19 protein-coding genes are annotated in these 22575 nt (G+C 60.2%); 12 read left to right on the top strand and 7 right to left on the bottom strand.

Going from position 1 to position 22575, the window contains the following annotated elements:
• Positions 1–63: 63 nt before the first annotated feature.
• Positions 64–1104: an Ldh family oxidoreductase gene (locus tag ACYZT4_RS05640; protein ID WP_461985935.1), complete on the bottom strand. Its 1041-nt coding sequence runs from the start codon at positions 1102–1104 to the stop codon at positions 64–66.
• 219 nt (positions 1105–1323) lie between these two features.
• On the opposite strand from ACYZT4_RS05640, the gene ACYZT4_RS05635 reads away from it, so the two are divergent.
• The gene (locus tag ACYZT4_RS05635) at positions 1324–6144 is read left to right on the top strand and encodes a dermonecrotic toxin domain-containing protein (RefSeq protein ID WP_461985933.1); all 4821 of its coding nucleotides are present in this window, start codon (positions 1324–1326) and stop codon (positions 6142–6144) included.
• A 90-nt stretch (positions 6145–6234) separates the two neighbouring features.
• Entirely contained in the window at positions 6235–7236 is a 1002-nt protein-coding gene (locus tag ACYZT4_RS05630) for a FecR family protein (RefSeq protein ID WP_461985931.1), read from the top strand.
• 54 nt (positions 7237–7290) lie between these two features.
• Here the strand turns inward: ACYZT4_RS05630 and pvdQ are convergent, their stop codons facing one another.
• Positions 7291–9636: a bifunctional acylase PvdQ gene (gene pvdQ / locus ACYZT4_RS05625; RefSeq protein ID WP_461985929.1), complete on the bottom strand. Its 2346-nt coding sequence runs from the start codon at positions 9634–9636 to the stop codon at positions 7291–7293.
• Positions 9637–9932: 296 nt separating this feature from the next.
• Here pvdQ and ACYZT4_RS05620 point away from each other — a divergent pair, with 296 nt between their 5' ends.
• Positions 9933–10304, top strand: coding sequence for a fe2+ zn2+ uptake regulation protein (locus tag ACYZT4_RS05620; RefSeq protein ID WP_461985927.1), 372 nt, complete (start codon positions 9933–9935; stop codon positions 10302–10304).
• Positions 10305–10323: 19 nt separating this feature from the next.
• Here ACYZT4_RS05620 and ACYZT4_RS05615 read toward each other — a convergent pair whose 3' ends face one another.
• Both ACYZT4_RS05615 and ACYZT4_RS05610 read right to left on the bottom strand, forming a co-directional pair.
• Positions 10324–10512 (bottom strand): hypothetical protein, encoded by a 189-nt coding sequence (locus tag ACYZT4_RS05615; protein ID WP_059405111.1) that lies wholly within the window; start codon positions 10510–10512, stop codon positions 10324–10326.
• A 96-nt stretch (positions 10513–10608) separates the two neighbouring features.
• Positions 10609–10887 (bottom strand): hypothetical protein, encoded by a 279-nt coding sequence (locus ACYZT4_RS05610; protein ID WP_461988829.1) that lies wholly within the window; start codon positions 10885–10887, stop codon positions 10609–10611.
• A gap of 166 nt (positions 10888–11053) precedes the next feature.
• On the opposite strand from ACYZT4_RS05610, the gene ACYZT4_RS05605 reads away from it, so the two are divergent.
• From ACYZT4_RS05605 to ACYZT4_RS05585, 5 genes are all read left to right on the top strand, one after another.
• Positions 11054–13045 (top strand): methyl-accepting chemotaxis protein, encoded by a 1992-nt coding sequence (locus ACYZT4_RS05605; protein WP_461985925.1) that lies wholly within the window; start codon positions 11054–11056, stop codon positions 13043–13045.
• A 343-nt stretch (positions 13046–13388) separates the two neighbouring features.
• Complete coding sequence (locus tag ACYZT4_RS05600) at positions 13389–13838, top strand: DUF411 domain-containing protein (RefSeq protein WP_461985923.1); 450 nt, start codon at positions 13389–13391, stop codon at positions 13836–13838.
• Positions 13838–14272: a YqaA family protein gene (locus ACYZT4_RS05595; protein ID WP_461985922.1), complete on the top strand. Its 435-nt coding sequence runs from the start codon at positions 13838–13840 to the stop codon at positions 14270–14272. Before ACYZT4_RS05600 ends, ACYZT4_RS05595 begins: the two co-directional genes overlap by 1 nt.
• An 85-nt stretch (positions 14273–14357) precedes the next feature.
• Complete coding sequence (locus ACYZT4_RS05590; RefSeq protein ID WP_461985920.1) at positions 14358–15380, top strand: alpha/beta fold hydrolase; 1023 nt, start codon at positions 14358–14360, stop codon at positions 15378–15380.
• Positions 15381–15393: 13 nt separating this feature from the next.
• Positions 15394–16347, top strand: coding sequence for a D-2-hydroxyacid dehydrogenase family protein (locus ACYZT4_RS05585; protein WP_461985919.1), 954 nt, complete (start codon positions 15394–15396; stop codon positions 16345–16347).
• Between the two features lie 130 nt (positions 16348–16477).
• Here ACYZT4_RS05585 and ACYZT4_RS05580 read toward each other — a convergent pair whose 3' ends face one another.
• Positions 16478–16741 (bottom strand): hypothetical protein, encoded by a 264-nt coding sequence (locus tag ACYZT4_RS05580; protein WP_461985917.1) that lies wholly within the window; start codon positions 16739–16741, stop codon positions 16478–16480.
• Between the two features lie 459 nt (positions 16742–17200).
• Here ACYZT4_RS05580 and ACYZT4_RS05575 point away from each other — a divergent pair, with 459 nt between their 5' ends.
• Genes ACYZT4_RS05575 through ACYZT4_RS05565 form a run of 3 tightly spaced genes read left to right on the top strand, consistent with a single transcriptional unit; the run spans position 17201 to position 19039 of the window.
• Entirely contained in the window at positions 17201–17731 is a 531-nt protein-coding gene (locus ACYZT4_RS05575) for a tetratricopeptide repeat protein (protein WP_461985916.1), read from the top strand.
• A 46-nt stretch (positions 17732–17777) separates the two neighbouring features.
• On the top strand, positions 17778–18275 hold the full coding sequence (locus ACYZT4_RS05570) for an RNA polymerase sigma factor (protein WP_461985915.1): 498 nt from the start codon (positions 17778–17780) through the stop codon (positions 18273–18275).
• Positions 18272–19039 carry an anti-sigma factor family protein gene (locus ACYZT4_RS05565; protein WP_461985913.1) on the top strand — a complete coding sequence of 256 codons (768 nt, stop codon included), beginning with the start codon at positions 18272–18274 and terminating at the stop codon, positions 19037–19039. Before ACYZT4_RS05570 ends, ACYZT4_RS05565 begins: the two co-directional genes overlap by 4 nt.
• A gap of 67 nt (positions 19040–19106) precedes the next feature.
• Here ACYZT4_RS05565 and ACYZT4_RS05560 read toward each other — a convergent pair whose 3' ends face one another.
• Entirely contained in the window at positions 19107–20411 is a 1305-nt protein-coding gene (locus ACYZT4_RS05560; protein WP_461985911.1) for an ATP-binding protein, read from the bottom strand.
• 4 nt (positions 20412–20415) lie between these two features.
• Positions 20416–21117, bottom strand: coding sequence for a response regulator (locus tag ACYZT4_RS05555; protein ID WP_461985909.1), 702 nt, complete (start codon positions 21115–21117; stop codon positions 20416–20418).
• Between the two features lie 291 nt (positions 21118–21408).
• Between ACYZT4_RS05555 and ACYZT4_RS05550 the strand changes: the two genes are divergently transcribed.
• Positions 21409–22566 (top strand): efflux RND transporter periplasmic adaptor subunit, encoded by a 1158-nt coding sequence (locus ACYZT4_RS05550; protein ID WP_461985908.1) that lies wholly within the window; start codon positions 21409–21411, stop codon positions 22564–22566.
• Positions 22567–22575: the final 9 nt, after the last annotated feature.

Genomic DNA, 22575 nt, shown 5'->3' with positions numbered 1-22575 from the left:
ATATGAAATGCGATTCCCGTGGGAGCGGGTTTGCCCGCTCCCACAGGGCCCGAATTTCAAACCCTAGATTTCTGCCAACTCTCGCAAATTCGCCAGCGTATCCGCATCCAGATCAATACCACCCGCCTTTGATTTAGCCCGCTGAGAATGACGCCGATCCCCCGGCAACCGCTTCAACCCCACGCCATGCATCTGCCGCACCAGTTCCTGGCTGCGCTCGGCAAAGCTCTGCCCCGCTGCTTTGCTCGGATCGATCACGATCAGCAATTGCCCCGTCCACGGGGTCCTCGCGCCCGGATGGTTTTTCCAGTCGAACTCGAACGAGAAATTGCCGCCGGTCAACGCCGCCGCCAACAGCTCGACCATCATCGACAGCGCCGAGCCTTTGTGCCCGCCAAACGGCAGCAGCGCGCCCCCTTCGAGGATGGCTTTCGGGTCCTGGGTCGGCTGGCCGAGGCTGTCCACGCCCATGCCGGCGGGCAAGCGCTCGCCCTTGCGCGCGGCGATCTGCACATCGCCATGGGCAATGGCGCTGGTGGCCAGGTCGAAGACAATCGGATCACCGTCGGCCCGTGGCGCGGCGAAAGCAATCGGGTTGGTGCCGAACAGCGGACGATCCGCACCGTGCGGCACCACACAGGTCATGCTGTTAACCACACTGAGCGCCACCAGCCCTTCGTAGGCAAACGGCTCGACGTCCGGCCACAGCGCCGCGAAATGGTGGGAATTACGAATCGCCAGCACTGCAATCCCGGCACTGCGGGCCTTTTCCACCAGCAAGGCGCGCGCGGCCGCCAGGGCGGGTTGGGCGAAACCATTCCCGGCATCGACCCGGACAAACCCCGACGCAACGTCCTCGACTACTGGCACGGCCTTACCGTTGACCCAACCGCTCTTGAGCGTCGACACGTAACCGGGAATGCGGAACACCCCATGACTGTGAGCGCCATCGCGCTCGGCGCCGGCGCAGTTTTCAGCCAGCACCCGGGCGACATCGGACGAGGTGCCATGGCGCAGGAAAATCTTCTCAAGCAACGCCGTCAACTCTTCGAGGGACAGGTTTTGCGAGACAACAGGAGACACTGGATCGTGTGGCGCAGACATCTGAAGCTCCAGACTAATTATTGGAGGGGGCAACAGCGTACGAAGACCGCTGATTAATCGCGCGCGACCGGCAGCCTGTCAACCTTTCGGATGAACCCGCGCGCACGGGTACCGGCAGACCGTGCGTTAACTATCTACCACCTTCGACGTTCCCGCGGCTTTTAGTCTCGAATCTCAACTTCCCGGCGCGGTTGCTGGCGCCCAGCACGAGATTCAACAATGTCGAGACCCACCGCTCCGCTGTTATTCCCCCAAGCCCTGAACGCTCCCGGCCAATGGTCTGAGCTTGGCAAAACCCACGGGCTGACGCGCAAGGATTTCGAATGGTTCAAGGAACTGAAACTGGCCACTCATATCGCGCGCAATCAACAGAACCCGCCGATGCTCGCCGAAATAATCATGATCGGCGCGGGCGCCTTGTCCTTTCCCCTGGCCGGCTGCTTCTTGTTAAGCGCCACGCCGGATGACCAAGGCGTGATTCTCTACACGCCGTACGCAGGGATCAAAAAATTCCACAGTCGCACGGCCGTGTCCGAGCTGATCGAAGGCCAACTCGACGGTGCTGCCGAAGATGACGACTTGGTGGCCCTCCTCTCCCTGTCCGCGCGCAAAACCCTGGCGGCCGCCTCCGACATCAAGGTGACCTTCGAAACGATCGAAGGCGACGTGTTTGACGACCAGCGCGCCATCATCCACATCAACCAGCAGGTCAACGACCAGGCCATGGTTGATGAACTGCAAGAACTGCCGACCCTGACGGCGCTGCTCGACTCGGTGCTTGAAGGCTTGCTGAAAACGGCCTTTCCAGCGCTGGATCAGCGCAAAACACGTGTGGTTTTTTACGCCGACACACAGGCCAGCGCGGCGGACCCGAAAAATCCCGGCGCCCGCCACTGGCTCGACTCCCTGTCGTTGAACCAGGCGCTGCTCTCGTATTACCGGCATAAAGGCTGGCCTGCCGGACAGCGACCGGAATTCTCCCACCCACAACGAACGTCGCAGTCCACCGACCAGACAACCTGGGAAACTGCGATCAAGACGGCGGCCGACAGCCTGGGCCGCCAAGTCGGCGAGCAGCTGCAAAAGTTCTGGAACGCGGCGAGCATCGACGGTGCCACGCGCCGGTCATTGTTCACCGGAGCGATCCGCGAAAAAGTGCGCGCCGAGCTGCTGCTCAAGCGCGAGGCCGAGATCATCACCCCGGAACAGAGCAGTGCCTTGCACGCGCTCCTAGCGCCATCGACGGCGAGCGCCCCGGCACTGACGGTCGAAAGCGTGCGCCTGTGGGAGTATCAACCCGACTACGTGGAGCTCGCCGGCTCTTTGATGATCAGCCAGGCCAGCGCCAATGCCTTTCTCTACACACCGGCCAAAGGGTTGCAGGTCCTGAATGACTACGAGGACCTGAAAGCCACGCTGGAACAAAAATCCACTGAGGCGGGGCATGACGACGAGCTCTATGACCTGATGAGCCTGGAGGAACGTGACCGCTTTATCGGTTTCCATGAGCCGCAAGTGTCTGGCGCCGTGATCAGCGGATCGGTGTTTAAAACGCTCTTTGAAGCAATCATCAGCAAACAACTGCAAAACCTCGAATACGCCTTGCAGGTGTTCCGTTTCAGCGATGGCGCGGTGGATATCCATGCGTTTTTCGACAAGGCACTGGACATTCGCTCGCTGATTGGCGAAACGCTGCTGGAGCTGGACGTACAAGGTCGCTGGAGTACCCGCCCCGTATTATCGGGAAAGCATCCTTCCAGGATGCTGGCCGATACCGCCGCGGGTTACGTAAAAACGTTCAGCGCGGTTGAACTACCCTTGCACAGTGAATTTTTAGCGCAACCGCTGACTACTCAAGCGTTACAGCGAGTTTATCTGGAAGGTATGAAAGCGAATCTGGCCCACGCCTTTTCTGTAGGTCTGCGTGGCGAAGCCAGTCTTCGAGAGCTTGGCGGCTCTTTGAAAAACATTGATTGGCAAATAGTCGATACGGTGTTCAACCCGGACAAAGCGGATCGCAAAAGTCGGGTGGCCGTCCGGGGGTTCCACCCGGACGCCTACTCGCTGGTCCTCGAACGCTCCGGCGAAGCTGCCGTCTTGCCGTTGGCCAACTGCGTGTTGTTGACCGAACGCGGCGGCGTCGACGTCCAGCATTCCGGGCGTGCGATTCTATGGACGCCCGTAGCCGGGCTGGAGGTCTTTGCAACGGTCGCGGTTGCGCGGCAACAGTTGAACCTGCGCCTGGCCGATCCTCACCAACGCCTGGTGCTGCTGGAGAACCTGACCCCGGCTCAGCGCAAACTTCATGGACGCCACTCGCTCAGCAGGCTGCAGTTGATTGAAGGCAATGTGTTGCAGCATCTGGCGCAATCGGCCATTGACCTGTTCCTGGCTCGCTGCGAGCACGTACGCTCGCGGCAGTTGAAAGCTGGCCAACAACACAAGGCCCTTGAAGCGCTGAGGCAAACCGTCATCGATCCCAACTTGCGCAGAGCCAGCTGGATCGCCAAGGCCACCAGCCACCGCCAATCCCTGCCCGCCTGGCTGGGCATGGCGCGCGTCGACGAGCAGCAATTGCACATCGAATTGCTGGAGCAGTACCACAACAGTGTCACCGACGATAAAGACTACTTGCACGGCATACAGACACTTGAGGATTACGTTCGGGAAAAACTCAAGTCGCTGCTGACTGCCAGATTCCCGGGTACGTCCGTAGACCCTGACCTGATCGACATCACACCCAACCTGACACTGGCAGGGCCGGCGCAAAGCCTGACCCGATTCGCGTTGAACCACGTCAACATCGCCCAGGGCACGGGCTTCAAGATCGCCGCGGCTACTCGACAAAAGCTGCCTGAAGGTCTGGACCAGACCGCCATCAGACAGCTTTTACTGTCGCTGAACATTCAGCAGGACTTTGGCAAGAAGGTGACCGAGGCTCTGTCCGGCACCGGCGCCGCAGCACGAAAGTTGCGCTTCGCTCAACAGCTGCCCTGGCAACTGCTGCAACACGCGCATGGCCTGAAATTGCAGCAACACCTGTCCGATGGCGCCTTCGACTTGATCACACAGGTACTGGACATGCCGGACGCCCTCGCCCGCGCTACGGTGGCAGGCGCCTACGCCATCGTCAGGCCGCTTGAGTTGATCAAGACCACCGGAGCCACCGACGTTCAGGCTTCAGGCCTGTACCTGATCAGTCCGGGGCCCGGAAAACAGGGGCCGCACGTTCTTTATGCGCCCTATCACAGCGGCGAAATTTTCACCGAGTTCGCCGATGAGGCCAGCCTTGTCGCGGCCATCAATTCACCCGGCGCTCTGCAAGACCTGATCATTCGCCGATTGCCAGACAGTGAACAAGCGACTTTCAGTAGTTTGCTCAAGTCGAGCACGGGTCAGCGCAGCGAAATAACCCTGACGAACAGCGCGATTGGCGGCCATTTACTTACACGACTGTTCAGCGACAACGCCAGCCAGATATCGCGAATGCTCGGCAGTCAGAATAAGGCCTCGCATCAACCGGACTGGGACGCCATCAAGTGGCTGTTCAGCGCCGGCATCAAAGTGATTTCCGGACTCCTTCCGGGCAAGCTCGCCTACGGCCGGTTTCTGTGGCAAGCCCTCAAGGACTTCGAAGGCTCCGCCGAAGCACTGCAGGATCACCATTGGAAGCGCGCCTTGCGGTCCTTCATTGCCGGCGGTGCGCAAATGGTCACGCTGGGCAGACTGTCGCTGGAAGCTTCGCCGCTGTCCGAGCAGGCAGCTCCCACGGCCGAGCCTGTCGTGACGCCTGTGGTCAACCCGAAATGGTCAGACGTGCGCACGACCGAGCCGACGCGCACGTCGCTCCAGCGCCTGGAAACGACAACCATGGCGTTGCAGGACCTGAATAAGAGCGCCCTCACGGGGACTTACCTCGACTCGGTGAGCAATACGCGTTACGCACCGATCACTGGAAAAGTTTTCCCCGTCGCGAAACCCGGTGCGGTGTGGCACATCCTGGACGGCAAGAAACATGGCCCTTCGTTGCTGAGCACACCCTCCCGACAGTTGATCCTCGACCCCGACGTGCACACCGTGCATTTCGCCAGAACGATGTCGACCCTGCGCAATCGGTATCTGTACCACTCCCGATCCCGCTGGGTGATCAACGTCCAGGCCAGGGGCATGCAGCAAATCCGCAATTTTTTCCCGTTCCGGGCCTTGATGATCGAGGAGTCCATTACTCAGGCGCGCGAGTATGCGGTCAACTGCCTGCACAATCTGGTGCAACTCGGCCAAGGGGCTCCCGGCACGCGAGCCGATACCTTCCTGAGGCGTTTTTTTGGTGTCGGGAGTGTCGACGCAACCCTTCGGGCAGAACTCAGGAGGGTCATTCTTCCGGTCTGCAACGCCTTGGCGGATCCAGCCGATGAGTTGCTCGATTCAAATCGCTTTATCGTGGGCTCAAATCGCGATCCCGCGTCCGGAATCATTGCGTTTGTACTGGACGAAGACAACCGTAGAAACGTGCATTTCACCGAAGATTTTTTCAACCACCAACTTGATCACTACCTACCGATTCTCACTACCCCTTTTAATATTGGCGGTCACAGCCGGGCCGCGACCCTCATTCACGAGTTCTCGCACAGTTTCTCAGATAGCCTGGATATCGAATCGCTCGAATCAAGGCGGCCGTTCATTGATCTCGTCACCACCCTCACGCCATTCGGGGCGACGGTCCGATTCGAACAGTTGGAACTGCAACGTCAGGCCTTATCGCTGTTAACCCCAGCAGCGGAGCTGTTCGCGCGCTGGGACGCTGGCGAGGACGATTGGGTCGACGTGGACCAGTTTTATGGTATGGAACACGTCAGCCAGGCCATCCTCGACTTGACGGGAACCCGGACAATAGCTGACGCGAGGATCGCTTTTCTGGATCCAATGAACGCCAGCGCCCGCATCAAGGTCATCTTGCGCAATGCCGATTCGGTTGCCTTTCTGATCTGTGAATTGGGGCGAGTGCTGGATCCGGTCGCAGAACCTACGGCCCACAGATAAAAATAAACAGCCGTTTGATGGGTAATTGCCATGACGTCTGTTCTCGCGACTTCCTCTGAAGGTTAGAATGCGGAAAATCAGGATGAGTCAATGACCGACAACCCGCTCTCGCAAGCCGATTACGACGCCATCACCGATGCCGCTGCGCACTGGTGCATGCGTTTGCACGCCACCGACTGCACGGTGCAGGAGCGGCAAGCCTTCGAGCAGTGGTTCAACGCTGATCCGCTGCACGCGTTCGAGTACGAGGCGATGCAGGAGATCTGGGATGTGGCGGAAGATTTGCCGCGCCTTGAAACGGTCGCCCCGCTGGTTCGTGCCAAACCCACAACGCCTTGGCGCACCTTTGGCCTTGCCGCCGCCGTGTGCGCTCTGGCATTGCCACTGGCGGCCTACAGCGGCTGGAGCCTCGGTTGGCTGCCCAATTCGTACCAGCATTTCGAAGCCGGCAATGCGATCCGCCAGGTCACCCTCAGCGATGGCAGCCAGGTCGAGCTGAACCTGGGAACCGAGCTGACCTTCAGCAATTACAAGGATCAGCGTCGGGTCACGTTTGCAAAAGGTGAAGCCTTTTTCAGCGTCAGTCACGACGCCACCCACCCATTTGTCGTCAAGGCGGGGGATGGACGGATTCGGGTCACCGGGACCCAGTTCAACGTCTGGATATATGAGGATCAGGTTCGCGTAAACCTGATTGAAGGGTCGGTGCTGGTCAGCAGCAATAATGATTTGCCGGGTGATGGCTTGCGTCTCGAACCGTCGATGCAGGCGCGCTATAAACACGGCGATTTCACCCCACAGATCAGCCAGACTTATGCCAACGACACGTCGCTCGCCTGGCGCCACGGCAAGCTTGTGCTGGATGATTTGGCGTTGTCCGAAGCCCTGCCCCTGATCAATCGTTACCTGACCAACCCGGTGATGGTTGCCGACAACAGCACCGGTGCGATCCGCCTCGGCGGCATCTACAACATCAAGGAATTGAACAACCTGGTGGCGACGTTGCCGCGAGTGCTGCCGGTTTATCTGACCCGCAACAAGGACGGCAACCCGGTCCTCAACTCGATTCCGCGCCAACCGCCAAAAAGCTGAAGGCCGCAACCCGCGCGGGGTGCGGCCTTGTTTTATCGCGTCAACACGCTTGGTTTACTGTTTGGCCACGTTCCCGGCTTTTTCATCCTGCTCGCGGATCGTCTGCACCTGATAGTGCGGATCGGCAGTGATCTGCTGTTCGGTAAACGGCATCACACTCAGCTGTTTCTTCGAAAACGCCCGGGTCTGGTCATTGGCATATTGTGATGCCGGGTCGCTGGACAGCGAGAACGCCAGCAGCCCTTTGGCCTGCGGCCCCTGGTCATCGAACGTCACTATTTGCAGGTAGCTGGTGCCACTGACCACTTCACGTTTGCCATCAGTCCTGGGCACGCTCTGAATGGCGTTGTAAACGCCCAGTGTGCCCGGTCCACCGTGAATCGGCGTCTGTTGGCCACCGCTGCTGACCACCTGGATATCGCCCCAGCGGCTGTCCTTATTGAGCCCCGACTGGCTGACCTTCTGCACCGAAGCCAGCATCGCCTCGCGCAGCGCCTTGGCAACGTCCGGTCGATCAATGGCCAGACCGTTTGGCGTGTGTTGCGGATCGTTCTGATCGAACGCGATACGCCAGACATCCGGCGTCTCCTGCAGCGATTCCATGATGTTCTGGAAATGCACGAAGCCCAGACCGCTGTCCAGATTCGCGTTACGATCCCAAGCCTTCAGGCTGGCACACAACGGTGCCAGCGTCGGCACATCGGCGCCCAGATCCGTTGCGCAGAATTGCACAAGGTCAGGCATCACCTGCGACGCTTGGTACACCAGATCGTCCATCACCATGCGTTGCAGATCCGCCGCCGCAATCGGCCCGGCCTTGCTCAAGACGTCGAGTCGGTCCAGCGCAAAGCGAGAACGCAGGCCCAGTGGCTGGCCGTCCTGGCTGATCAGCGGCGAGAAGCCGGTCAGCGGTTGTGCCGGGTTGGCCATCCACGCCGAATCGTTGGAGTGCTGCACAAAATCCTTGCGCAACAATTGCGGCAGCTTATCCGACGCATAAATGCCTTGTTGCGCCGCCGCTGGATCTATATCCCAGGCACAGGCGCTATTGGAACCGTCGAGCACGATCATCTGCAAGCCGGCCCGTGGATCGCTGCATTTGGCCAGTTTTTGCGCATCGACGTTTGGCACCACCGACAGGTTCATGTACAGCGTATTGCCCTGATCATCCGCCGCCAACGTGTTGACCCACGGGATGCCCTGGATCTTGTGCACCGACGCTTGCAATTCTTCAAGACTGACCGCGCGGTTCATCGCGTACCACTGCTGCAAAACGCGGTCGTTATCGAGGTTGGCGTCGCGCAGGCTGTAGGCGAACTGATTGTCCCAATCCAGCTTTCCGGGCCACTGCACGATCGGGCCGAACAGCGAGCTGTAGACCACATGGGACACCTTTCGGATGCGCCCGTCTGACTGTTTCAGGTTGACGGTGACGGTCTGCTGTTTCATCGGTAACGACTGCCCGTCAAGCAGGTAGCGCGTCGGATCCTTGGGATCGAGCTGCAACCTATAGAGAGTGAAATGCTTGGACGAATCCACGGTGTGGGTCCAGGCCAGGTGCTGATTGAAACCGATGTTGATCATTGGCAGACCGGGCAATGCGGCGCCCATCACGTCGAGTTTGCCGGGAATGGTCAGGTGCATTTGATAGAAACGCATCCCGCCGACCCACGGGAAATGCGGATTGGCCAGCAACATGCCACGGCCATTGAACGAACGTTCGCCGCCCACTGCGACGGCATTGCTGCCACGATCAAGGGCGAAGCGCTGGATGCGCCCTTCTGCCACCTGGAACGCTGCTGCCGCGCCGGTGTTTTGAGTGACGGCCTTAGGCGGTGTCGCGACGGCCAACGCTTCGGCAAACTGGCCGACGCCACCTTCGACCAGCAGGCGGCGGGTCAGCTTGACCAGGTCGTGCGCCGTGATGTCCCGCACCCATTCGCCTTGGCATTGCTGGGGCAAACCTTGCACGCGGCGTTCTGCCAGCGAACGGTTGAAGCCCGCCACATAACCCTCGATGAGGTCGCGCACTTCCGGGGTTTGTGCCTGCCAGAACGCGGCGACTGTCTGCGGTGTATTGAGCCAGTTGAAAAACACGTCGCTGACCTGATTTTTGCGCTCTTCGACCGTGAACTGCTCAGGGCCGAAATACCGTGAACGTTCACCATTCACCGTGGTGATCTCGTTTGCCAGCAGGCACAGATTGTCCTGCGCGTAGGCGTAACCAATGCCGTAGCCAAGGCCGCGTTCGTTGTCGGCGCGAATGTGCGGCACGCCGAAGCTGGTCCGGCGAATATCGACCATCGCCTGTTCGGGCTGGCTGCGCGCGTTTGCCGCAAGGCTCAATCCCGCCAACACGGCGGCAAGGCTCAATCGGGTTAACTGCCTGTTAATAATCACGCTCGCTCCGAAATCGAATAAACCTGTAGAAACGAGCTTGCTCGCGATGGACGGTAGGAAGGACGCCGCGGGGTGTCAGGCTTTGAGCGTTATCGTTAACGACCATCGCGAGCAAGCTCGCTCCTACAGGGAACGAGATACGGGAGAAAAATTTAAGGAGGATTTACGGGTTTGTGACGCGGTGGCGACAAAATTTCTACATCCGGGGCTTCATGATTTGCCGGGCTCGTACGTCTTACAAACTAAGAGCAACCAACACATTTTCCCGGTTCAGGCTCTGAATAAGGAGTTTTTGCATGCACAACTCGCAACTGCCAACGGACGGCAGCACCGCACCACTGGGCACTTCCATGGGCTCGGGCCTGTTCAATGAACGGACCGAATGTCATGGCAACGAAAGGATCAGGGTGCTGCTCAAGAGCTTTGGCCTGCGCACCAGCCTGATTCGCCTGAAAGTCATTGATGCGCTGCTGAATGCCGCCGACAACGACCGCAGCCTGGGCGTGCGCGGCGTGCACACCCACCTGCTGGACCTGGATATTCCCCTGTCCTTCCTCAGTGTGCGTGAAGTGTTGAAACGCCTGTGCAGCGAAGGCGTGATTACTTTGAACCCGGACAAGAGCTACAGCCTGCACTCGCAAGCTGTCGCTATTTTGCACGGCGAATAAGCCTGCCCGCCGGCGTCGCTCAGGGCTTGACCTTGCGGCGCATCACGCCGTTGACTACCACCACGATCACCGCCACGCCAATAGCGATGTACTGGAACAGCTTCTCGCTGATGACCCCGGTATTTTGCAAATACGACAGGCCAAACATGATCCCCAGAACCACCAGGGAGATCAGAATCGAATATTTCAAACGTTGTGACTGGGTCATTGCCCTTCCTTTTAACAAAAAGCTTAATCAAAAACTTACATGTAAGCCTGAAACTGCAAGATGTATCCGCTGTGTATCCGGATGCATGCCAAGCCCCTACCGTTCTCCGGGGATGAGACGCTGCAAACGGGGTCTCATGTTACAGCCGATGAAGAAATTTGGCTTCATAGCGGCGATAACCATGAGGATTTTGAAATGTTCCGTCGAATCACACTGCTGATTCCCCTGCTTGCCATTCTGTCCCTGAGCGGCTGCATTATTTTCCCCCACGGTGGCTGGCACGGCGACCGCCATTACGATGGCCGAGGCGGACCCGGCTACTACCAGCATCGTTAAGGTTTTTTCAGCGACCTGACTGATCACTGAAAAAGTCATGAAGTTGCTCGGCCGATAAGCTTCACCTCTCCCATCTTTCCCACCTATCCTAGTTCTTGCACAAACGTACCTAAAGCTCGACTCATGCGGGCCGATAGTCCTTTTGAAGCGCCGAATTCCACACCGATCACCACAATAAGAACGCTGCTAAAAAGGACCCGGCTCCATGCCCGCATTCCGTACCATTCAGGCTCGCTACACGCTGTTTCTGGTCCTGTTCATTCTGTTGCTGTCGATCCTCACGGTGGTCGGCATCAGCCAGCTGGTTGCACCGAAGCTGCGCCACACCGAAGAACAAGTGGCGCTCAACCGCATCGCCGAAGTTGCCGAACAAATCCAGGGCGAACTGAACAAGGTTCAGGCGCAACAACGCAGCATTACGCAAACCATTCCCCTGCTCGACAGCGCCGCTATCGACAGCGTGTTGCCGGGCCTGGTCGATCAGTACGGCGAGCTGAAAGTTTTCGGCGGCGGCATCTGGCCCCTGCCCGGCCAGCGTGAAGCCGGACGCAACAAATTCAGTACCTTCTGGCACCGCGATGCCTCGGGCAAACTGGCAGTGAACACCTTCTGGAACAGCGACGCCGCCCCCAACTATTACGACCAGACCTGGTACAAGGGCGGCATGCAAACGCCACGCGGGCAATGCGCCTGGGCAGCGGCCTATAAAGATGACGCGAGCGCCGAGCCGCGCACCAACTGCGCCATGGCCATCCAGAAAAACGGCGCGGCGTACGGCGTGTCGACCATCGACGTGACCCTCGGTTTTTTCAACGACCTGGTGGCGCGCAAGGAAAAAGACCTCGGCGCCGAAATGCTGATCGTCGAGGCCGACGGCAAGATCATCAGCAACAGCTCGCGCATCAGCGGGCCGATCGTGCTGAAAAACATCAGCGATCTGGCGGGCAACTCGCCCTTCGCCAGTCAGGTAAAAGCCGGCCTGCAAAACCGTGATCACGCGCAGCGGGTCGAGTTCGACAACAACGGCGAAGCCAGCACCTTCTTCATGCGTCCGATCCAGGGCAGCCCTTGGTTCCTCGCGACCGCCCTGCCGACCAAACTGATCACCGCCCAGCGTGACGACGTACTCAGTACCCTGAGCCTGCTGCAGATTCCGTTGGTGATCCTGCTGGTGCTGCTGCAAATTTACGCGATCCGCCAGCTGGTCCAGCGTTTGAAAACCCTCAAAGCCAACATTGACGCGCTGTCCGCCGGCGACGCCGACCTGACAAAACGCATCACCATCCGCGCCGAAGATGAACTGGGCGCCATCGGCCACTCGGTCAACGCCTTCATCGCTTACCTGCAAAGCATGATCGGCGAAGTCACCCAGGCCACAGGGGCCATGGCGTCCAGCCTCGACAACCTGCAACGCACGTCAGCGCACACCAGCCAGATTCTGGTGCGCCACGCTTCGGAAACCGATCAGACCGTTACCGCAATCACAGAAATGAGTTCGACCGCCGAAAGCGTGGCGCAGAACGCCGCCGAAACCGCGGCTTTCACCAAACGCGCCAATGAAAATGCTGACCGCTCACGGGTGGTTGTGGGCGAAGCGTCCAACAGCGTCATCGCGCTGATCGAAGAAGTGGCCAGCGCCACCCACAAAGTCGAAAGCATGCAACAGGACGCCCAGCGCATTACCGAGATCCTCGGGGTGATCGGCGCCATTGCCGGGCAAACCAACTTGCTGGCGCTCAACGCCGCCATCGAAGCCGCCCGGGCCGGCGAGCAAGGTCGAGGTTTTGCGGTGGTGGCCGACGAAGTCCGCGCCCTCGCCGCCCGTACTCAGGCTAGCACCTCGGAAATCAACGAAATGCTCACCCGCCTCACCCAAGGCGTGAGCTCCTCGGTAAGCGCCATGGAAAACACCCAAGCCAGCTGCCAGTCGGCAGCCGACGCCACGGCGCGGGTCAATACGGGACTGGACGAAATGGCCGGCTCCGTCAGCCACATCAACAGCCTCAGCACCCAGATCGCCACCGCCGCCGAACAGCAAAGTGCGGTGACGGAAGAGATCAATCGCAGCATGGTGCAAATCCGCCACATGGTGGATGAACTGGTGAAAAGCGGCCAGGCGAGTGAACTCAATACCCGGCAATTGCTGGAAGCCAACGCACGCGTCAGCGCGATCATGGGGCGGTTTAAAGTCCGGTGAGCCGGGATTACTTGACCCGTTCAGCTTGCTGGCGATGGCGTCCGTTCAAGCGATAAACATGTCGACTGACACTTCGCCATCGCCAGCAACCAGCCTCCTACGGGGGAGCGTCAGCCCGGAGGATGTGCACGGTCAAACAAGCGCAGCGCGCCCGCTTGAAGCCCCGGTCGGCCCAGAGGCTGCCGAGGTTTTGTTTTTGATTGGAGGCGCCCCATTAACCACGCCGGCCGAACGCAGGCATCCCCAAACTCAGCATCAATTGGAAACAATCTCCCCGCTCTTGACCGAATAAAGCAGTCAAAATGCCTGTCCTTGCGACCTCCACCCCAGCCGAGATCCTGCCATGCCAACCCACCTGCGCCTGATCGCCCTGAGCGCCCTGTTCATCTCCTCCCTGGCCCAGGCCGCCGACCTGATCCCGATCGAAGTCCACCGCGATGCCAACTGCGGCTGCTGCAAAAAATGGATCAGCCACCTGGAAGCCAACGGCTTCAAGGTCGAAGATCACGTCGAAACCGACATGAGCGCCTTCAAACAACAGCACGGCGTCCCGCCACGCCTGGCGTCCTGCCACACCGGCTTGATCAACGGCAAATTCGTCGAAGGTCACGTCCCGGCCGATCAAGTAGTTGCTTTGAGCAAGCGCAGTGACCTTATGGGCGTCGCCGCACCCGGCATGCCTATGGGTTCACCGGGCATGGAGATGGATGGCATGGGCGATGCTTATCAAGTGATCGGCCTGAAAAAGGACGGCACTGATGTGGTGGTAGCGGACTACCCTGCTACCCAGTGATGTTCGGTGCATACATCGGCCTGTTTTTCGCCGCATTTGGGGCCGCGACCCTGCTGCCGCTGCAATCTGAAGCAGTGCTGGTGGGGTTGTTGCTCAGCGAGCAGTATTGGCTCTGGTCGCTGCTGGCAGTCGCGACCGTGGGCAATGTCCTCGGATCGCTGCTGAACTGGTGGCTGGGCCGTGGCGTTGAACGGTTCCGCGCGCGGCGCTGGTTTCCAGTCAGCGCCGCCCACCTCGAAAAAGCCCGCCGGCATTATCAGCGCTACGGCCATTGGTCGCTGTTGCTGAGTTGGGTGCCGATCATTGGTGATCCGCTGACATTGGTGGCCGGGGTCATGCGCGAGCCGCTCGGGCGTTTCCTGTTGATCGTGACCCTGGCCAAAGGCATGCGTTACGGCGTAGTTGCCTTGGCGACGACCGGATGGATGGGTTGAACGATCGTCCCCCGCGACTGCCTGTGCTTAATGTCGTCCTAATCATGCCGATCCAGCATCGGCCGATTTCCCGTGGAGTTAACCCATGTCCCTCGCCCGCTCTCGCTGGCTGCCCTGCCTGCTGCTGACCGCCGCACTGCCCGTCGTCGCTGCCGAAGGCCCGGAATACGGGCCGCAGCTGCAAGGTTTCAACTATCCCTACACGGTCAAACATTTCGCCTTTCAGTCCCAGGGCAAATCCCTGCAAATGGGCTACATGGACGTCGCCGCCCACGGCAAGGCCAACGGGCGCAGCATCGTGCTGATGCACGGCAAGAATTTCTGCGGCGCCACCTGGGACACCTCGATCAAAGCGTTGAGCGACGCCGGTTACCGGGTCATTGCCCCGGACCAGATCGGCTTCTGTACCTCCAGCAAACCGGACAATTATCAGTACAGCTTCCAGCAACTGGCGACCAACACCCAGCAACTGCTCAAAGCCCTCGGGATCCAGAAGGCCAGCGTGCTCGGGCACTCCACCGGTGGCATGCTCGCGACACGCTACGCCCTGCAATACCCCGAGCAGGTCGAACACCTGGCGCTGGTCAACCCGATTGGCCTCGAAGACTGGAAAGCCCTCGGCGTGCCCTATCGCACCGTGGATCAATGGTACGAACGCGAACTGAAAACCACCGCCGATGGCATCCGTAACTACGAACGCAACACTTACTACGCCGGGCGTTGGAAGCCAGAGTTCGATCGTTGGGTGGACATGCTCGCCGGCCTTAACAAAGGCCCGGGGCATACACAAGTCGCGTGGAATTCGGCGCTGATCTACGACATGATTTTCACTCAACCGGTGTATTACGAGTTCAAGGACCTGAAGATGCCGACCCTCTTGCTGATCGGTACGTCCGACACCACCGCCATCGGCAGCGACATTGCACCGCCCGAGGTCAAGGCGAAAATCGGTCACTACGACGTACTCGGCAAACAGGTGGCAAAATTGATTCCGCAGTCGACGCTGGTCGAATTCGCCGGCATGGGGCACGCGCCGCAAATGGAAGAACCGGAACAATTTCACCAGGCCCTGCTCGCCTGGCTGAGCAAAACCAACCCTGTTCGTTGATGAGGTAAGGCTGATGGCTGTGCAGATTGCGGTGATCGATGACTGGCAGGATGTCGCGCGGAATGTGGTGGACTGGTCGGCGCTGGACGCCATTGGCCAGGTGAGTTTCATCCACGACTATCCGGCCGGCAATGACACGCTGGCAGAACGTCTGGCTGATTTTGAAGTGATCTGCGTGATGCGCGAGCGCACCCGTTTCGACGAAGACCTGCTGCGGCGGCTGCCGAAACTCAAACTGCTGGTCACCGGCGGCATGCGCAACGCCGCGCTGGACTTGAAAGCGGCGGCTGCGCTGGGCATTCAGGTCACTGGCACCGACAGCTACAAGCACGCCGCGCCGGAGCTGACCTGGGCACTGATCATGGCCGCCACGCGCAACCTTGTCATGGAAGCCAACGCCCTGCGCACCGGGAAATGGCAGCACGGTCTGGGTGGCGATCTGCATGGCAAGACCCTGGCGATCCTCGGCCTGGGCAGTATTGGTCAACGGGTCGCCCAGTTCGGGCAGGTGTTCGGCATGCGGGTGATCGCCTGGAGCGAGAACCTGACCGCCGAGCGCGCCGCCGAGGTCGGGGTGACTTACGTCAGCAAGCAGCAACTGTTCGAACAGGCTGACGTGCTGTCGGTGCATCTGGTGCTCAGCGACCGAAGCCGTGGACTGGTCGACGCTCAGGCGCTGGACTGGATGAAGCCGACTGCGCTGCTGGTCAACACCGCGCGCGGGCCGATTGTTGATGAAGCGGCGCTGATCAAGGCACTCCAGAAGCAACGGCTGGGCGGTGCGGCTCTGGATGTGTTTGCCGAAGAACCATTGCCAGCGAATCACCCGTTCAGGACACTGGAAAATGTGCTGGCAACGCCGCATGTCGGCTATGTCAGCCATCAGAATTATCATCTGTTCTTTGCGCAGATGATCGAAGCTATTCAGGCCTGGTCTGCCGGAACGCCCATCCGGTTACTCAACTAAGACACCTTCTTGCAGGAACGAGCTTGCTCGCGATGGACGTTAACGATCACGCGTGATTCCTGAATCAGCGCGGCGCTTTCACGTTCATCGCGAGCAAGCTCGCTCTTACAACGATTGGCAAGGACCTTCCCTACTCCGTTTCGATCTTTATCAGACCCTCGACAACGGGCGGCTCTCCACTCGCCTGTTCAATCACGGTGTAGGCCACCTTGTCGCCCACACAAAAAAACGCCTCGCCTTCGGCGTCGATGTTGCTACCGATCCGGATGGCTCGTCGGCAAGCCCAGCCATCACGTGTAACCATGGCAAAGGTCGTGGCAAGGCTGCAGACCTCGACCTGAGTAAATGCGCAAATCGTACCCTTGTCGGTTGTTATGGAAACGGGTTCTCTCATTGGCCGCACTCCTTGCCGCAGGATCCTGCCGTTACGGCATGACTGCGCAAAGCCATTGAATCGCGACAATGGTCGAAATGGCTACTGTCAGGTCTGACAGGTATAACTACGAATCACAGAATAAAACCGCCCGTTGGTCGTTTTCCTCCGTTGAGGCAACCCGTCTTGGGACGCTGTCGAGCATCGCGCCTCGAATTGCGCTTTCCTCGAAAACAGCCTGAGAAAGAAATGAATAAATGTTTACGCCGAAGTGTTCATTTGCCATCGCCCAAGAGGATTGCCCGTGAGCATGAAGTCGGTGTTTGGAGGCCTGCACGAACAGGTGGCATGGTCATCGTGATTCTCGCCGGACGGCATGCGGTGATGGCGCTGGTGCATCATTACGGTCTGCGAGATAACATCTTGCGCCGGATGTTGCCGCACGGTTCAAACTGAAACGAGTCAACCTGGAGCCTTTTCATGAATATCCGTCTTGCTGTTTTTACTACCCAGCTAGTGCTCGCCGCCGTATTGACCACCACCTTGGCGATGGCCAATGGTGAGGATGATGCGCCCGCCAGACCCAACTGCCCGAAAGGCCAGGTCTTCGACACCAAGTCGCAGAAGTGCGTCTTGCGCACCAGCAGCCTGGTGCCCGACGCCGACCGCGCCGATTACGCCTATCGCCTGGCCAAGGACGGGCAATATGAAGAAGCCCTGGCGCTGCTTGATACGCTGAAAAATCCCAATACTGCGAAGGCACTCAACTATCGTGGCTATGCCACGCGTAAACTGGGGCGCACCGACGAGGGCATCGGTTATTACCTGCAGTCGGTCAAACTCGATCCGCAGTACGCGCAAGTCCGCGAATACCTTGGCGAGGCTTACGTGATCAAGGGTCGACTGGATCTCGCGCAGGAACAGTTGCAGCAGATCAAATCCATCTGTGGCAGTCACTGCGAGGAATACCAGGACCTGGCCGAAGCCATCGAAGCTTCATCGAAAACCTGACAGGACGGAGGTCGCCATCGCCAGCGATCAGGCAATACGAGCAGAGTTGGGCCAGCATCTGGCGCGTTTGTGGCGCTACGGTCTGCTGCTGTCCCGGCAACGGCATGTTGCCGAAGACTTGGTGCAGGCGACTTGCGTGCGCGCGCTGGAACGGGCGGGCCAGTTCATTCCCGGCACGCGGATGGACCGTTGGCTGCTGAGCATTCTGCATTCGATCTGGATTAACGAAGTGCGCTCGCGCCGGGTGCGCCAAGGTCAGGGTCTGGTGGATGCCGACCAGGCGCTGTCGGTGGACGGTGAATACGTCGCGCAAACCCACGTCCTGGCGACGCAGGTGATCCGGCGCGTCGATGCGCTGCCCGAAGCCCAGCGCGAGACGGTGTTCCTCGCCTACGTCGAGGGTTTGTCTTATCGCGAGGTCGCTGAAGTACTGGAGGTGCCCATTGGCACCGTCATGAGCCGCCTCGCGGCCGCGCGGGCAAAACTGGCGGAATACCCGCCCCTGCACACCGTGCCCAACCCTTCCACCGGAGAACGTCGATGAACGATCACGCAAAACCATCGGACGAGCAACTGGTGGCGTACCTCGATGACCAACTCGACACTGACCAGCGCAGCCGCATTGACGCGGCCATCGCCGAAGATTCGACGCTGCACTTGCGCCTGCAATGGCTGGCCCGCAGCAGCCTGCCCTTTCGCGAGGCCTACGACGAAGTGGCGCAACGAGCGCCCGTGGACCGCTTGCAAGCCATGCTCGATACCTTGCCTTCACCGGCGCGGCCAGCGCTGAATCGCCGCTGGTTCCTCGCGGCGGCCGCTGGCCTGGTGGTGAGCGGGGTGCTGGCGGACCGGTTGTTCCTCGGCTGGCAGGCGATGGAGCCCAAGCACAACTGGCGCGGGCTCGTCGCCGACTATATGTCGCTGTACGTGCCGCAAACCCTGGAACACCTGCCCAATGACGAAGCCGCACAGCGCGCGCAACTGCGCACCATCGACGCGCGTCTGGGGTTGAGCCTTTCACCTGCGCAGCTGGTACTGCCGCGGCCCGAATTCAAACGCGCGCAGATCCTCGAATATGACGGCGTGGCCATCGCCCAGATTACCTATCTGGACCCGGCACATGGCGCCCTGGCGCTGTGCATCACCCGCTCCAACAGCGGCAGCCGTCACTTCGCGCACGAGCGCCGGCACGAGATGAACGTGGTGTATTGGGCGGACATGGAACACGCGTGGATGCTGATCGGCCACAACCCGGCGCCGGAACTGGAAGTCATGGCAAAACTGCTGAAAGCCCGGCTGAGCGCATAAAAACCTGCATCTGCGGTCCGAGCCTGCGAGGTTGCGTTCGAGGACGAAGTCCTCGCAGATCCAACGCTCATCGGGCCAAAGTGGGCAGCCAGAGGCGGAATCGTGCGCCGCCCAGTGGCGAAGGTTCGACGGTGAGTGTGCCGCCCTGCGCTTCCAGGGCCCGGCGGCTGATCGCCAGCCCCAGCCCAAACCCGCCCGTCGCTCGATCCCGGCTGCGATCCAGTCGATAAAACGGCTCGAAAATCCGCTCACGTTCGTCGTCCGGAATGCCGATCCCGTCGTCATCGACCCAGATTTCACAGCCGTTGGCACACACCTGAACGCCGATTTGAATGCGCTTTTCGCAGTAACGCATCGCATTGCGCAACAGGTTCTGGATCGCTCGGGCGGTCAGGCGAGGGTCGAGGCTGAAGCGTTCGAGTTGGCCATGCAGCAGTACGTCGATCACGATTTCGGGCGATTCCAGTTCCTCGTCGACGCTCCCGAGAATACTGTCGATGAATTCATCCAGCGACACTTCAACCCGCTCCGGCACCCGCGCCGGGTTTTGCAAGCGGCTGTAGGACAACAGCTCCAGCACCAGTCCGTCGAGTTCACGGATGTGCGCGACCAAGCCTTGCAAACGCTCGCGACTGTCGGTCGGCAGGTCGTCGGACAGCGCCAAAGCCAGACCGAAATCCAGGCGCGTCAACGGCGTGCGCAGTTCATGGGAAACGGCGTTGAGTAAATCCCGTTGCTGATTCAGCAGGTTCTCGATGTCGCCGGCCATGGTGTCGAAAACATTGGCCAGGCTGCCGATGTTGGAGCTGGGGGAAATCTTCGTGCGTTCGCTCAACTGGCCTTTGCCAAAGCGTTCTGCCGTGCCTTTGAGGCGTTCGAGATCACGCCAGTGCGGACGCAGCCACAGCAACAGGCACGCGAGCATGGTCGCGCCGATCAGCACGTTGATGCTCCAATACAGCAAATTGACGTCCAGCGGGTCCGGTGGAACGACCATTTGCACCACGGTTTGCGAGTTCAGCGGCGCCACCGCCAGCGTGCGCCAGCCCCAGTCGCCGATGCGCACCACGTTCTCGCCACGCTGCAAACGCTGCTGTTCGGCCAGGGTCAGGCCGCCATCGTCATTGCGACTGAGGACGATGTGCAGCGGATTGAATTGCTGGTCCATCTCGGCCGCCAGCGCTGGCCACTCTGCTTCGGGCACACCGTGGAACTGCTTGACGATCAGCGTTTGCAGGCCGCGGGAATAATCGAGGTTGTAGGTGATGAATCGTTCGTGGAAGGCCTTGATCACCACGTCCGGCACCAGGTAAATCGCCGCGCTGTAAGACACGATCGTCACCAGGTACAGGCGAAACAGGATTCTGAACATCGCCTCAGCATTCCCACTCGGAACGGCTGAACAGGTAACCCTTGCCCCACACGGTCTTGATCTTGCGCGCCTCGCCGGCGTGGTCGTCGAACTTGCGCCGCAACTTGGAGATCGCCACGTCCACCGAGCGGTCGGTGCCGTTGAATTCGATGCCGCGCAGGCGTTGCAGGATCTGGTCGCGGCTCAGCACTTCACCGGCGTGCCGGGCCAGCACCACCAGCAGGTTGTATTCGCCGCTGGACAGTTCCACCGGTTGTTCGCGCCAGGTCACAGTGCGTTCGGACAGGTCGATGCACAGGTTGCCCATGAGAATGCGGTCGTTGGCGGTTTGCGGTTCGCTGAGGCTGCTGCGGCGCAACAGTGTGCGCACGCGAGCGAGCAACACGCGGGGCTCGCAGGGTTTGGTGACGTAGTCGTCGGCGCCCATCTCCAGACCCAGCACCTGGTCGTGGCTGTCGTCGCGGGCGGTGAGCATCAGGATCGGCAGCGTCGCCGAATCGGCTCGCAGAAAGCGGCAGACTTGCAGGCCGTCGAGCCCCGGCAGCATCAGGTCGAGGATCACCAGGTCCGGCGGACTGACCCGCGCCCGCTCGCGCACGTGGTCGCCGCGGCTGATCACGCTGACGCTGTAGCCGTTGCGTTCCAGGTAGCTGGCAATCAGTTCGGAGAGCGCGGTGTCGTCTTCGACCAGGAGGATGTTGGGCATGGGTGTTTCCAGAGAGTGCTGTGGCGCCGGTCAGGGCCCCATCGCTGGCAAGCCAGCTTCCACAGGGTCCCAGGTGTACACAAATCATGTGGACACCATCAATCACTGTGGGAGCTGGCTTGCCAGCGATGGGGCCTGGCCGGCGCAATAAATTTCAAGGGCTGAAGGATATACGCCCTCACCCGTCCCCGAGCAAAACCCTTACACAATTTCACACAGCACCAACAAAGCTTCACCGCTACCCTCGCCCGCTGGCCGTAGGATGCAGGCGTTCATTATTGGGGTAGTTACATGTCGAAGAACCTGCTTGCCAAGCTCAGTCTGCTTGCCCTGGCGTTGACGCTGGGCGCTTGTGACAAGTCCTCGAAGGGCGAAGAACCGGCGCCGCCGGCCACCGTGCGGATCGAGACCCTCGAAGCCCGGCCGCTGTCGATCACCAGCGAATTGAGCGGGCGGATTGCCGCGCCGCGGATTGCCGAAGTGCGCGCCCGTGTCGCCGGCGTCGTATTGCAACGGGTGTTCCACGAAGGCAGTGATGTGAAGAAAGGCGACCTGCTGTTTCGCATCGACCCGGCCCCGTTCAAGGCTGACCTGGACAGCGCCGAAGCCGACCTGCGCAAAGCCGACGCCAATGCTTTTCAGGCGCGCCTGCAAGAACAGCGTTACGCCCAGCTGGTCGAAGGCAACGCCATCAGCGGCCAGGATTACGACAACGCCCGCGCCGCCGTGCGGCAAACATCCGCCGACGTCGCCGCGAATAAAGCCGCCGTGGAGCGGGCAAGACTCAACCTCGGTTACGCCACCGTCACCGCGCCGATTTCCGGGCGTATCGGCCGCGCGCTGGTGACCGAAGGTGCGCTGGTCGGACAGAACGAAACCACGCCGCTGGCACTGATCCAGCAGTTGAACCCGATTCATGCCGACCTCACGCAATCGACTCGCGAACTCAACGACCTGCGCCGCGCCTTCCGTTCCGGGCAATTGAAGGAAGTCGGCCAGGGCCAGGCCAAAGCCACGCTGATCCAGGATGACGGCAGCCTTTACCCGCTGCCGGGCAAACTGCTGTTCACCGACATCACCGTCGACCCCGGCACCGGCCAGATTATTGTGCGCAGCGAATTCCCCAACCCGGACCTCGACTTGCTGCCGGGCAGCTTCGTCCGAGTGCGTCTGGAGCAAGCAGTGAACCAGCAAGGCATCAGCGTGCCGCAACGGGCGATCCAGCGTGACAGCGCAGGTATCGCGCAAGTGCTGTTGCTCGATGCGCAGCAGCGGGTCGGCCAGCAACCGGTCGAACTGGGCGCCGTGCAGAATGACCGCTGGATCGTCACCGCCGGCCTCAAACCTGGCGACCGCATCGTCATCGAAGGCCTGCAACACGCCAAGCCCGGCGAGACCGTGCAGATCGACGACACCCCTCTTCCACTTGCCCAGGCCACTGGTCAGTAAGCAGGACGC

This window comes from Pseudomonas sp. GB2N2 (assembly GCF_054897705.1).
This window is presented reverse-complemented; position numbering and strand designations above follow the sequence as displayed.

Bases quoted from the DNA above. Each gene is read 5' to 3' on its own strand.
- ACYZT4_RS05575 (WP_461985916.1), top strand. From the start codon at position 17,201: ATGAATATCCGTCTTGCTGTTTTTACTACCCAGCTAGTGCTCGCCGCC.
- ACYZT4_RS05610 (WP_461988829.1), bottom strand. From the start codon at position 10,887: ATGACTTTTTCAGTGATCAGTCAGGTCGCTGAAAAAACCTTAACGATG.
- ACYZT4_RS05600 (WP_461985923.1), top strand. From the start codon at position 13,389: ATGCCAACCCACCTGCGCCTGATCGCCCTGAGCGCCCTGTTCATCTCC.
- ACYZT4_RS05595 (WP_461985922.1), top strand. From the start codon at position 13,838: ATGTTCGGTGCATACATCGGCCTGTTTTTCGCCGCATTTGGGGCCGCG.
- ACYZT4_RS05555 (WP_461985909.1), bottom strand. From the start codon at position 21,117: ATGCCCAACATCCTCCTGGTCGAAGACGACACCGCGCTCTCCGAACTG.
- ACYZT4_RS05550 (WP_461985908.1), top strand. From the start codon at position 21,409: ATGTCGAAGAACCTGCTTGCCAAGCTCAGTCTGCTTGCCCTGGCGTTG.
- ACYZT4_RS05585 (WP_461985919.1), top strand. From the start codon at position 15,394: ATGGCTGTGCAGATTGCGGTGATCGATGACTGGCAGGATGTCGCGCGG.
- ACYZT4_RS05565 (WP_461985913.1), top strand. From the start codon at position 18,272: ATGAACGATCACGCAAAACCATCGGACGAGCAACTGGTGGCGTACCTC.
- ACYZT4_RS05630 (WP_461985931.1), top strand. From the start codon at position 6,235: ATGACCGACAACCCGCTCTCGCAAGCCGATTACGACGCCATCACCGAT.
- ACYZT4_RS05590 (WP_461985920.1), top strand. From the start codon at position 14,358: ATGTCCCTCGCCCGCTCTCGCTGGCTGCCCTGCCTGCTGCTGACCGCC.
- ACYZT4_RS05640 (WP_461985935.1), bottom strand. From the start codon at position 1,104: ATGTCTGCGCCACACGATCCAGTGTCTCCTGTTGTCTCGCAAAACCTG.
- ACYZT4_RS05615 (WP_059405111.1), bottom strand. From the start codon at position 10,512: ATGACCCAGTCACAACGTTTGAAATATTCGATTCTGATCTCCCTGGTG.
- ACYZT4_RS05620 (WP_461985927.1), top strand. From the start codon at position 9,933: ATGCACAACTCGCAACTGCCAACGGACGGCAGCACCGCACCACTGGGC.
- ACYZT4_RS05560 (WP_461985911.1), bottom strand. From the start codon at position 20,411: ATGTTCAGAATCCTGTTTCGCCTGTACCTGGTGACGATCGTGTCTTAC.
- ACYZT4_RS05635 (WP_461985933.1), top strand. From the start codon at position 1,324: ATGTCGAGACCCACCGCTCCGCTGTTATTCCCCCAAGCCCTGAACGCT.
- ACYZT4_RS05605 (WP_461985925.1), top strand. From the start codon at position 11,054: ATGCCCGCATTCCGTACCATTCAGGCTCGCTACACGCTGTTTCTGGTC.
- ACYZT4_RS05580 (WP_461985917.1), bottom strand. From the start codon at position 16,741: ATGAGAGAACCCGTTTCCATAACAACCGACAAGGGTACGATTTGCGCA.